Genomic DNA, 12,487 nt, shown 5'->3' with positions numbered 1-12,487 from the left:
CCGGATTGACAAATCAGTGGCGCGCCAGTGGTGTCGCGACCCTCAAGGCCATTCGGCGAACAATTTTGGCCTGCTACCGCGATACCTTCGATCAGTAAATATTCACCAGTACGCAGTCGTCCGTTTGAGCTAATGTTCCCAGCTAGCACCTGCCCACCTGTATAAATATTTTTGTCTAAGTATGATCGTACCCATGTGCTGTCACTCATGTACCAGCCGCCGTTGTGCGTCGTATTACGCCAGCCCTGATTACCCTGCGTGATAAGCCAGCCTGAGTTTGTGCGAATATCTGAATTTGCAGTTACCGCACCACTGCTACTAACGTCACCACCTGCCGTAACACTGCCCTGTGATGCGATATTAACGCCACTAATATTCCCTTTTGAGTTGATAGAGCCAACATCAATATCCCCGGCTGATAGTGGGCCAGTAGCACTAATAGAGTTAACACCACGGATTGAGTTACCGCCGAGATCTAAATCAGTGTTCATTCTGTTCAATTCTGGCTTTCCCGGAACGGCTGAACGATACAGAAAATCGTTACTGCGCGATGCACCATCCGCGACAATAAGCGCACTCGCTAAATGCCCGTCTCCCACATTTGCCCCGCCGCCAAACGCGCTCAATGTCGTTTCCCACAAATTGAACGTTCCGATAGCTTTCCCTGCTTCGGTATAACCCCCTGCAGCACCTACGGCGCGACTAATAGAGACTAAATCACCAATCGGAATTTTTTGACCGCCCTCAGTCAGTAACAGCGCATCTAAAATTGTCTTACCGCCTAATGGGTAACTACGAATGACCATTTTATATTTCTGGGAAAATGGATTAAGCAAGACGCCCTGACCAATTGCATTGCCTGAATGACACGGAACATCACCACACTTAAACCAATCTTGATTTAGAAGCCCATTGCCGCGCAATTCATCAATGTTGATGACTCGCGGTAATGTTCCTGCTAGCAACTGTGCATAGTGCATTTCTACATATTTTGCTGCAGCTGTTTGAACCGATTTTTGATGTTGTGCAGCAATTTGAGTAACTTGTTGGTTCAAATAGAGATTGAAATAATTCAGCCCTTGAGGGATTAAAATAGCCAATATTGCAATAGTCACTAAAACTTCAATTAACGTGAACCCACGTTTCATCGTTTTCATTCATCAACCCTACCATTTATGGCTAATTGAGACTGATTTTTTTGAAGCTCATTCAGCGATGTTAAACGCCCCTCACCTATCGTGGCGCGACACTTATCATCAATCTCTAACATTTTGCATGAAAGCCTAAACGATCCACTAGTTAGTTGAATGAGCTGCTGATAAATAACAACTTTCAGCGCTTCTTTTATGCAGTTACGGTAGTAGCCTTCGCAGTACCCCATCAGCCTATCCACAACTCTAGGAATATCATCACCATGAATCGTAGAAAAAACCAAAGAGCCATTCATTGCCGCATTAATCACTTGATGCGCAGTTTCTTGATCTCGGATTTCACCGATTAAGAAGAAATTAGCGCCCGTTCTAAGTGCTAAACGTAATTGCTCTGCATATCCACCGTTGTCTTTGTGCGCATGTACTTGCACACAACGACCAATCTCAGTATCAGAAATAATGATTTCTGGCGGATCTTCAATTGCCATACCAACGCCGCCCAGCAAGTTTAACCGCTCTTGGAAAAACGTTGCTACTGTTGATGTTTTACCCGAGTTCATCGGCCCACCAACGAGCACTAATCCTGTCGATTTTTTATCTAGGATAAAGTTTCTAATTCGTGGTGATAAGCCAATAGAGTTAAAATCACGCGCCTTAGTCTGGCTTTTCTTTAAAACATAAACAAACGGTTCAGAGGGAATGGTTGTCACTCGGTAAAATGACTTACCAGATTTAACTCGAAATTCTGTAACAGATGAACTGTATTTTTCATCACACGCAGCTTTTAAAGCTAAAATGGAGTTTTTATCGACACCGGCTAACGATACCAGCACCTCTTTATTTTTAGCAAAAAAAGTACCATTTGCATCAATATACAAGTCAGTGAATATAACCTCTGATATGTCCATAAATCCCCAATCCTGTAAAAAGAGGAGGGCTATCTAGCCCTCCTTAGCCAACAAAAAATCAACCAATAACTACAAATGAGATTGTATTTTTATCTTGATTACATGCTGCCTCAGCTTGAGCGTTACTTACTGGGCCATTAAATGTGTTTGAGTTGATTTTTGTTGTGCTTGCGATGCCTGCCTTTGCTTGCATCGATACGGTACTGATACAAATCGCAGCTGGGATATTCGTCGTGCCAACTTCATAACCGAACCCCCCCGTAGTTGAAGTGTTCGTGTATTCGCCGCCAAAATCATTTTTAAGCGTGTCACCATCTTTTTTCATTGATGTTGGTATTTTTTCTCGCTTAATCAAAATAGGAATCAAGTTGACATTGGCTTTACCATCACCATAACCATTTCGGTCTTTAACCGATTTTGTTTCTGCAATAAGAGTCGTTATATGGCTATTCACAGTAGCTTCATTCGTACCGAAAAAAGCTTTAGTTATATCACCTGATGCAAGTGATAACAAAATCGCGGCAATAGCCATACCGACCAATATCTCAATCAACGTAAAGCCATTCTTTTTAATGGCGTGATACTTATTAATGTTTTGCATAATATCCTCATGAATAAAAATAGGATTAATCAAGAACGTATTGTTAATCCGTCAGTCATCCCATGTTGACCAAGGATAATCAACATGATTAACGCACCAATACCTATAATCCCTGAATAAAAGATTATGGTAGCCATCTTTTCTAAAAGGCTGATTGAGTCTTCCATCCAATCTTTGGAGAAGACATACATTGCATCAGATAACCCGCTTGATGACTTAGAAAGAAGAGAAATAAAGTGATATGCCTCTTTACTAGGAAATTCGTAACCAGACAAACGCAAGGATTCACCTAACCCCTTCCCTCTAGCCACATTATATATTGCCCCCTGTACACGATCTTTAAGCCAAGGAGTCGCAATCTTTTCTATCTCGCCAAGAGCATCATTCATGCTTATCCCTGCCTTAATCATTACTGAAAGGCTAAGCATAAACGAACAACCATTTAGTATTTTATACAAACTGTATGGCGGGTATCGGTCTGCGAAAATTCTTAGTTTTGCTAATCGTTTCGTCCACATTGGCAATGACACGAAGAACAGCGCATAAAGAGAAATCCCTCCAATACTGATTAGAAAAATGTAGTCATTAACAAAGTTAGACAGCGAGTAAAAAATATGAGATGACGTCGGCCACGAATCAGGAGGCGATACCAAAGAAAGCTTTGGTATCACATCAATTGCATACATCATCAAAATGCCAATCCCACAGAACGATAGAATTGCAGGATACAAAACGGCTTTTAGCAAAATCTTGGCAATTCTTTTCCTAACCTGTATCGAATAGATCAAGTCATCCAATACGGCAGGTAATGCTTCTTGACCAATTTTATCTGCTGCCTGCAGTATGAGAGCCTCATGCTCTGGTATCCACGGTCTAAAAAGCTCACCGATGCTGCGCGTCCCCTCTTCCATCTCAGATAGAATGCGCTCCATGATGATTGCCACCGGGTCTTTTAGTTTATGGTTATCGCTATTACTCCTTTTATATTTCCCATCAGAATAAACGCTTATCAGGTCTATAAGTATATCGTGCAGAGGAATACCGCTTTTCATTAACGCAGCGATAGCTCGATACACAGAGACTCGCTTGGATGCGTTAAACGCGAATCGAATGTTTAAATCATGGAACGATGTATATTTCATTCATCTGAACCCAACATGATTTCATCATCATCAAGTGCGATATGTAACTCTCGTTCAGAAATGAACGGATCAACAACCCCCTCATTAACCCGCTTTGTTAACATCGCACACTTAGAAACCCCGCCTTTAGAAATCCAGTATTCAAATGCTGCCGAACCACCTTTATCACGTAAAAGTGTCATTAATTTCTTGTCTGTTACCACAATCTCGGCAATGGCTGTTCGGCCAGTGAAACCAAAATGATTACACGCATCACAACCAGCCCCTTTAATGTAAACGCCGTCCCACTTGGTAAGCCGTTTAACTTTTGACAGTGCTGAACTATCATTGATTAAGTGCTCATTCCCTTTTAAGGGTAATTTGCACTTCGAGCAAAGCACCTTAGCTAATGACTGATTGATTAAACCAGATAGTACGGCAGGGTTAGCGATAGAGGGGGCATCACAACCCATATCACGTAACCGGTCAAAGACACTGAGTGCATCCGTAGTGTGAATTGTGCTCCAAACTTGGTGGCCTGTTCGTGCTGCACGAATGGCACCTGTTGCCGATTGCTCATCCCGTATCTCACCGGCCATAATAATATCTGGATCAAGGCGCATTATGCTTCGCATAGCTTCGGCCCAAGCAGCCGAAATTGCCTTGTCCATATCCTCATAGCCCGGCATATGACTAAGAACTGTCTGGACTGCACCTTCAATTTTAAATTCTGGCGGGTCTTCGATAGTAATGATATTCCGCTTCCCTTCGGTCATCTTTATTATCATGCGTAAAATCACAGCAATAGTTGTCGATTTGCCAGATCCCGTCGCACCAGAAAAAATGACCATCCCCCTACGATTTATCAATCGATTGATGTCAGCACATTGTTGCTCTGTATAACCCAGCGATTCGAGGGTTTGAGACACATTACCCTTATTATAAAAAAGGCGTAGAACAACAAAAACACCGTTGTCCGTCTTACGTTGAGAGTAACGCAGACCAAACAGCCCATAATCTTTAATAAACTCTTGTTTTATTCGGCCATCAGCAGATCCATCTGTTGAAAAGTAAGGCTTCCCATTTTCGGTCATAGTGTTATACATAGACCCTAAAATAGCCATGCCATACGAATCACTTTTCGTATCATCAACAACCAACATGTCGCCAAGAATACGATGCTTAATAATCGTTGAATTATCATCATCAACAATGATGTGCATATCGCTAGCTTCTTGCTCTGCCGCTTTTTTTATAAGCGCCAAAACATCTTCTTGCGTGTAACTCTGATATTTTTTCTCTGAACCTACTGAGTAAAGTTCTTGCAGCTTAGAAAATGATATTTCTGTTACATCAAAAACACTTTTAATTGCGTTCAACTCAAGCAAAAGCTGCGCATAACTTTGTACCGCGTGCTCTGTGAGTTTACCTTTTACACAATAAAATGTGCTATTGAAGAATCCGCACATTGTTCTCAGCTCTGCATCTAAAATATATGCAGGGCTAGATTCAACTGCAGATGATATTACTTTATCTTTCTCGCTCACTTACAGCCTCCAATTCACCGTAATTGGATAGTCGTTACCATCCCATCCGGCAACTGTAAACCGACCGATGAACGAGTAATGTTTTTAACAACACTCCCATCGGGCAACCGATCACCGATTTTTACTGATTGTGGGCGGCCATTAATCAGTAGTGATGCGGATAACCCGCGCCGACCACCATAAATTTCTGATAGCGAATACGTGGAAGAGAAAGTTTTAACATCAGCACTTTCACTACCGTTTGACCCGCCCAACTTTTTGTTTAGATCGGCTTGTTGCAACTTCAACGCTAGCTCTTCGTTTTTAGCCTTTAGATACTGAATACTTGATTGTGTCTTATCCAAATCACCGATAGTCGGTGTTGAATGAGAACAAAGTGGACTTAGCGATATTGCAACAATTAAGTACGCAGATAATTTATTTTTCATAAATAACCCCTTTAATTTCCCACGTTAGTTTTGATGTGTCTGGCGCAATTGAAACGGTTAAACCTTGCAATCTGACGCCGGAGAAATCTTCACTAGAAAACAATATAAGCGGTGAAATTTCTGTCTTTACTGACAACGAGTAAAATCGCCATGTTGGAGGGGGTAATGGATTACCATTTTCATCGTTATGTTCTTTGTGAATACCTAGTGTTATATCAGCGTCTACATTCAGACGTTGAAAGAATGATGTTAAATCATTCACTTTCTGTGATGCTGCGTCATCCCCTCCCGGTACAAAACCAGACACGGGTGAAACCACTGATAGTGAATTAAATCCTGTGACAATAACATTGCCGCCAAAGCTCGACCCGTTTTTAGGTGAGGTTAGCGCAGTCATAAAATCATTTATGGTTGCATTGCCCTGCCGAACGAATCGGGACTCTGTTTGCGCAGTCTCGACCACACAGTTAGCATCTGCTGACATCCAACCTTTAAGGCTAATTGGCGTGCTTGCTACACGCTGATAGCATGTAGTAAGCGCGGAAATAAAACTCGGCTGTTTAACCCAAGGAAGATCTAGATTTCCAACGCTCCGCTGCGTTTGCTCTTCGATCCGCTTTCTCTCTATTTCACGAAGTCTCGCAGCCTCTATACGCTCAGCCTCTTTGACAGCTTGGTATTCACTCCATCCATACCAGCAAGCCGCACCAACTAGACAAGCGATACCGATTAACGCTTGTTCTTTTTTACTTAAACCTAACGTGAGCGATTTAACGCGATACTCACGCTTTAGCGCCTCTGGTTTTAAAAAATCACTTAGAACCAGTGGCATATCACCTAAGTTAAATGAACTCGGTGAATAGATGTGTTTAAAGTCATCTGGTGAATAATGATTAAACAAGACATGTGCAGCTTCAGAGGCTTCTTCCGCCGTATCAAACAGCTTATCTGATAACGGGGCGATAGCCCCGTCCTTCACTGCAAGCAAATAGTATTTTTCAGGCTCAGAATCACTCGCGGGTATTTCAAAAACGCCAAAGAACGACCCTTTTATTTCGCCAGCGAGAACAGTAGCCAAAGAATAGAGCACTTTAGGATGATTTCGCCCACGTTTAACGTAACCCGCCTGCAATGTTCGCTCGGTTTTACGAATCGCGACAATATCCATACCATGCTTTTTACCGTAAGCTCGCGCTTCACGCATGTAGTGTAATGGACTATTCAGCGGAACCCATCGCAGGCCAGATGAAAAATAACCTCCATTAATTTGAACAATATTTTTATCTCGCTGGACTTGAACCGCCCCTGACTTAGCTTTCTTTAATCGTGGAATTTGTGGGATTTTCACAGGCATTACTCCAAATATGGGGTAATCACACTAACAAGCACGGTAACTTTATCTTTGTTTGACCACTCGCCGCCAAAAAGGAAGTTCCATGCAGAACCCGCACCTCTTGCATCGCCTGATTTTTGAGTTTGCACCACGCTGGAAATCATCTGTGATTCACCGGCTCTCAACTTTAAAATCTGGCTTAATCCGCGACCGCTCAAATCAGGGGTTTGCAACATCGAGTCCCCTGACTTAACAGTGCCAATTTCCAGCAGCTCTGTAAGTTTCAGGTTGTAGTACACCCACACATCCCTAGTATTAGGAACAATGCTCGGTAGTAATGTCATGTTAAAGCCGGTTGTCACAGTACCCGGCGTTAACGCCGTGGTAACGCCTACATCCGCCGTAGGTGTTGATTGTGATGATTGGAGGTATGCTTTTTGGTTATAGATTTCTACCGGCACAGGCTGCCAATTAGCGGTACTTAGCGTTCCTGTTTGCACCAAGCTAACTTTGCCTTGCTCCGATAATGCACGCACCATCAGCTTTGTGCCGTCAAAACGGCCACTATTCCAAGAGATAGTCCCTTGAGAACCACCAAAATCATTACCTTCTGAGATTAAACCGCCAGACCATTTATTCATCTGGTTGAACATCACGTTCATATCCAGAGCTAAATTATTTCCTTTATTTAAAGCTACGGAGTAAATCGCATACCCAAACTTAACTTGTTGCGATGTACTACTATTAACCTTAGCTAAATAGTCAGAGATATATCGCATTGATGTCGGGGTATCAGTAACCACAACCGTCCCCGTCGCAGGGGAGATGGAGAACTGACCAACATTCGGGCTAACGAGTTGCTTTAATGTTGATTCAACGTTTGCAATCAAATCATATTTAATTTGCTGCTGTATTGATTGAGTGCTTCCCCCTGACCCGCTGATGCCTCCGCCGTTATTATTGGCGACACCGCTACTACTTGAATTGTTTGTTTCTACATTTGACGAGCTATTAACTGTTGCGGCAATAGCTTCTAATGGGAACACTTGTTTATCTAAGTAATAGATTTCAATGCCGTTATCTGGATTGCTTCGCCAATAAAGCCCAATTCCAGATGTATATAAGTCAAGGAAGCCAGAGAGCTTACCATAATACTGAACAGTAAAATCACTCATACCACCGCTAGGTACACTTACCGGCTGAGACATCTGTGATGCTGGCATAGCCGGTACTGGTGATGACGGCAAATCGGGCAATATCGGCGCTGGTACATTTGACGGTAAAGATTGACTGGCTGCGCCGGTCATATCTCCGCGCGTATAACTCCATGCGTCTTGTGTCACACGGACAACCACACCACATTCTGCCGAAATTCGCTCAACAAACTGAGAAAGTGAAAGACTTTTCTTTGTTTGCGTAATATTGCAATTTAGCAGTGGGTTTTGTTGTTTTTTCTTTTCTAATATCGGCTGAGTTTGCACCCAGATTTTATTCGATATTTTAAATGACTCAGTTGGTTTATTTCGCGCTAGCGAATTTGCTGTTGCGGCATCCGTCTCGACGTCTTGCATCGTATCGTGAATACTTTTAATAGCACAGCCAGATAGCAGGTTTATAACACCCGCTAATAACAGGATTTTTTTCATGATTTTAAAACCGAATTATTTAGAGGTGATAACAATCAATCGCTGAGCTGGGATCGCTTCTGCATAAAGTGGCTTGTCAGCTTTTTGATACAATTCGATAGTTTTTTTGACGAGATTTAGGAACGTATCTTGAATGCGGAACTCAACTTGAATCGGATAATCAACTTGTGTATTCCAGACAACAACCCACCCCTCTTTGTTTGCCCACGCCGTCATGTTCTCTTGTAACGTGAATGTCGGGCTAGCAATCCAAATAGGCAGAGGTTTTACAATCGGCTTTGTGACTGTAGGAGTAGATGTCACGCTGATAGCCGGTGCAACAGGAACTGTCATACCCGTCGCCGATTTAAGCGATGTATCATTGTTCTTATTAACCTTGGATACCGTCGTCTTATCTGTGCTGTTTTTAACGACTGGCACAGGCTTTACAATCGGCTTACGACTTATTTCCGCGCGTTTATTCACGAAATCAAGCCGAGCATACACACCGTAATACTGCATAACGCCACCCAGCGTATAAATCCACGCTTGATCCGACTCCCATGACACCGGTTTTTCATTCAGATTGATGTCCGATGATACGGTATATTTCCAGTCATCCGGGATGATGTTATTCAACGCGACGGTTAATGTGGTATCAACGCCGTAAAATTTTACTTTCTGTGAAAAATCACCGGCCCCTGAATACGAGACATGCGATATATCCGGCTTTACCGTTGGGCTGGTTTGTCCGTGTGGCATCGACGAGCACGCCGATAGCAACAGTGAAATAAACACTGCTGCACCAATCTTTTTCCTTTGCATACAGCTCTCACATTAAAATTGAGGGGAGTCGTTATCGTCGTAATCTGTATCGAATGCCGCCATATCCAAAACAACGCTGGACTCCGGCTCAGGCTCCCGCTGCAACGCCTCAACCGGCAGAATTTCGTCTAGCCCATCGAGAGGACTATCAAACTGCGGCTCTGGTGCATCGGATGTAAACGAGATTAGCGGGATAACGCTAGACAGCTCACCACCGGCAATAGCCGTGTCGAGTTGCTTTTTGGTTGGGATACCTTTAATTGCAGCTAATGAGGGGGATACGCGCTTTAAACGGTCAATAAATACCGACTCTTTAAAGTAGTGGATCTTTTCGCAAAAAATCGGTTTTTGACCGCGCATCAGAATAATTTCATTCTTGAACGCCATTTCCCGCAACTCCTGCGGCAACATCAACGGTCGCTTAGTTTCGCTAACCGTGATCGTCTTTGGTTTACCCGGAACACGCTGTTCGCTTTGAATTTTGACTGTCACGTTACCTAAGAAACTAGATAGCGTGTCGGCATCCTCTTTTTCTGGCGTATAAAAAAGCTGGGCCTCGTGGTTGCCGATTAACGTTTTCGCCGTATCTGGGCCATAACCAACCGGCGGATGGGCAGAGATTTGCGCCGGGTTCTGTACAATCGTCACCAACTGCAGACCATAACCTGCAAAATAGTTATTGGCCTTACCGATGATTTCCGATTGTCCCATTGCGGTAAATTCATCCATCAGCAGCATACACTTGTATTTAAGTGCCGTATTTTGTTCGGGTAACTCCTTGGTATTCAGACTGATAAGGTGACTGAAAAACAGATTCAAAATACGCGCGGACACCGGAATGTAATCAGGCGTGATCCCGATATACACGGTCATTCTTTCTCGACGCAGCGCATTAAGATCAAAGTCATTGGCACTCGTTGCCGCATCAAAAACAGGATTAGTCCAGTCAATCAGTGGCGCTGAGAACGATGACAGAACGTTTTTCTGGCCCCGCTCCTTGTCTTCGGCCAAAAAGCTTTGTAATGCCATCACGCACGCATCCGGTAAGTCTTTACGACTTTCAAGGATTGCCGTCAGGTGTTCATCGAGCGGTTTACCACATCCCTGTCGCTGTCGGTTTATTTCACCGATAGTGAAAGGCAAGCTCGGCGTATATTTCACATATAACGCTAACCCCAAAAAAAGGTTTTGAGCCAATGCAGCAAAATATTTCGCTGTACTGTCACCGCTACTTGTTGGATAGATAATCTCGGCTATGGCGAGAATATCCGGCACACTCAAATGACCATCACGAACATAGCCGAGCGGGTTATAGCGGTGCGTTTTCCCATCTTCGGCATACGGGTTAAACAAGAATACTTTTTGACCTAACACTTTTTCCCGAAACAGGGAGGTAATCGAAAAGTTTTCTTGCTTAAAGTCTGTGACGACGCAACTTTGCCACCAACGCAATAAGTTAGGAATGATTACGCCGATACCTTTACCGCCTCGGCTGGGAGCCGCCAACAACACAAAGGCACTACCGACATAATACAAAAAGCGGCGTCCAACACGGCCTAACATAATGCCCTGACCATCATCCTGATTACCGGGCTTAGTCATACCTTGTTTTTGTATCTCGTCAAACGTGGCAAATCGTGCATCACCGTGTAATGACTTTGCTTTAGTTAACGCCGCAAGCACGATCATTACGGGAAATGACATTGCCGCACCAAATCCAATGAGTGCCGCAATATTTAATGAACGCTGATACAGTGGGTCTTGATGGTAATACAGCCAATGTGTACCAAATGTCAGTAAATTAACCTCTGTGAGATCCCCACCTTCCAACGTGAAATAAACATACCCCGCCAGATACAGCCCAAAACAGCATAAAATCGGAACAGCCAGCAATATACCGATAGCCTTCTTCATCCCTTGCCTGCCTTAAGCTCAGGTTTGAACCAGATTTCAGTAATATGTCGTCCAAGCGGCGATTCGGAATGCACATCGTTTGTGACATGCACGACAATATCAATCGTCTGAACTAAGAGCCGCATCAGCACCTCATAGGGCAATGCTTGCCCCCGTGGATTTTCCATTGCCATCATTGCCAGACGCTCAAATGTCATATCACAACTACCAGCGTGGCAACTGGTGATACTCCCCCCATGCCCGGAGGCGTTCACGTTAATAAAGTCGAACGTTTCCGCGCCTCGCAGCTCTGCCAGCATGATTCGGTCCGGCTTCATGCGTAGACAGCTTTTTAGCAACTTGGCCGATGTCACCGGATCATTCGGCTGTGCTTCGCTTGGGTAGAACAAATGCACGCGATTCGCGTGGTTAGGCAAGAAAAGCTCAGGCACGTCTTCAATGGTAATAATGCGTTGATGCTTCGGTACGCACTCCATTAATGCTTTCATAAACGTGGTTTTGCCGCTTCCGGTTCCCCCGGCAATCACGATGTTTTTTTCCAGTAACACCGCCAGCTCAAAGAACCGCTGCAAATCATCACCATCGAGCAAATCCAACAGCTTTTTATCTGCAGGAGACACCGAACCCGTTAACGGGCGAATATGGGAAAAATAACCATCGGTCTGATAATCATCTAGCGTGCGCACTGCTTTGCTGGGTTTACGGATCGTCAGGCTAATCGTATTGGCCTCACATGCCGGAGGCCGGACAAACTGCACTCGCTCACCGTCCGGCAATACCGCTGACAAAATCGGGGTAACGGCATCAATGTTGTTCTTTGTGTACGCAGCAACAGCAGTAGCCATCGATTCGAGATGCGCAAACGTCAGTCTGTCTACCGTGGCACACATCCAGCGGTTATTTGCTTCAAACCACACCTCACCGGGACGGTTAACGGCAATCTCGGTAATCGTTGGGTCTGATAACCACGTCAATAATGGCTCAAATAGCGCCCATACAGACGCATCCTCGCGTGGCGCGTCATTCATCATTGA

At 44.0% G+C, this 12,487-nt stretch carries 11 protein-coding genes; all 11 read right to left on the bottom strand.

Annotation, left to right across the window (positions count from 1 at the left end; all coding sequences use genetic code 11):
• A partial coding sequence (gene pilV / locus L975_RS09320) for a shufflon system plasmid conjugative transfer pilus tip adhesin PilV (protein ID WP_156121182.1) occupies positions 1-1,157 on the bottom strand: 1,157 nt, incomplete at its 3' end.
• Complete coding sequence (locus L975_RS17260) at positions 1,154-2,059, bottom strand: ATPase, T2SS/T4P/T4SS family (protein ID WP_052181377.1); 906 nt, start codon at positions 2,057-2,059, stop codon at positions 1,154-1,156. The genes pilV and L975_RS17260, both read right to left, overlap by 4 nt.
• Positions 2,060-2,117: 58 nt before the next feature.
• Positions 2,118-2,660 (bottom strand): type 4 pilus major pilin, encoded by a 543-nt coding sequence (locus L975_RS09310; protein ID WP_047708311.1) that lies wholly within the window; start codon positions 2,658-2,660, stop codon positions 2,118-2,120.
• A 29-nt stretch (positions 2,661-2,689) separates the two neighbouring features.
• Positions 2,690-3,736: a type II secretion system F family protein gene (locus L975_RS09305; RefSeq protein ID WP_177326630.1), complete on the bottom strand. Its 1,047-nt coding sequence runs from the start codon at positions 3,734-3,736 to the stop codon at positions 2,690-2,692.
• Between the two features lie 62 nt (positions 3,737-3,798).
• Complete coding sequence (locus L975_RS09300) at positions 3,799-5,328, bottom strand: GspE/PulE family protein (RefSeq protein ID WP_156121180.1); 1,530 nt, start codon at positions 5,326-5,328, stop codon at positions 3,799-3,801.
• A 14-nt stretch (positions 5,329-5,342) separates the two neighbouring features.
• The gene (pilP, locus tag L975_RS18150; RefSeq protein ID WP_072033050.1) at positions 5,343-5,756 is read right to left on the bottom strand and encodes a type IV pilus biogenesis protein PilP; all 414 of its coding nucleotides are present in this window, start codon (positions 5,754-5,756) and stop codon (positions 5,343-5,345) included.
• Positions 5,746-7,104 (bottom strand): type 4b pilus protein PilO2, encoded by a 1,359-nt coding sequence (pilO2, locus tag L975_RS09295; protein WP_177326629.1) that lies wholly within the window; start codon positions 7,102-7,104, stop codon positions 5,746-5,748. Before pilO2 ends, pilP begins: the two co-directional genes overlap by 11 nt.
• Positions 7,105-7,109: 5 nt before the next feature.
• Positions 7,110-8,735: a PilN family type IVB pilus formation outer membrane protein gene (locus L975_RS09290; protein ID WP_047708303.1), complete on the bottom strand. Its 1,626-nt coding sequence runs from the start codon at positions 8,733-8,735 to the stop codon at positions 7,110-7,112.
• Between the two features lie 15 nt (positions 8,736-8,750).
• On the bottom strand, positions 8,751-9,539 hold the full coding sequence (locus L975_RS09285; RefSeq protein WP_047708302.1) for a toxin co-regulated pilus biosynthesis Q family protein: 789 nt from the start codon (positions 9,537-9,539) through the stop codon (positions 8,751-8,753).
• Between the two features lie 12 nt (positions 9,540-9,551).
• Positions 9,552-11,453 (bottom strand): type IV secretory system conjugative DNA transfer family protein, encoded by a 1,902-nt coding sequence (locus L975_RS09280; protein ID WP_047708300.1) that lies wholly within the window; start codon positions 11,451-11,453, stop codon positions 9,552-9,554.
• Positions 11,450-12,484: a P-type DNA transfer ATPase VirB11 gene (virB11, locus tag L975_RS09275; RefSeq protein ID WP_156121179.1), complete on the bottom strand. Its 1,035-nt coding sequence runs from the start codon at positions 12,482-12,484 to the stop codon at positions 11,450-11,452. Before virB11 ends, L975_RS09280 begins: the two co-directional genes overlap by 4 nt.
• Positions 12,485-12,487 lie beyond the last annotated feature (3 nt).

Origin of the sequence: Plesiomonas sp. ZOR0011 (assembly GCF_000800945.1) — a bacterium.
Classification (GTDB): domain Bacteria; phylum Pseudomonadota; class Gammaproteobacteria; order Enterobacterales; family CAMTGL01; genus Plesiomonas; species Plesiomonas shigelloides.
Note: the sequence above shows the minus strand (reverse complement) of the source record. Positions and strands in the feature narration are given on the sequence as shown.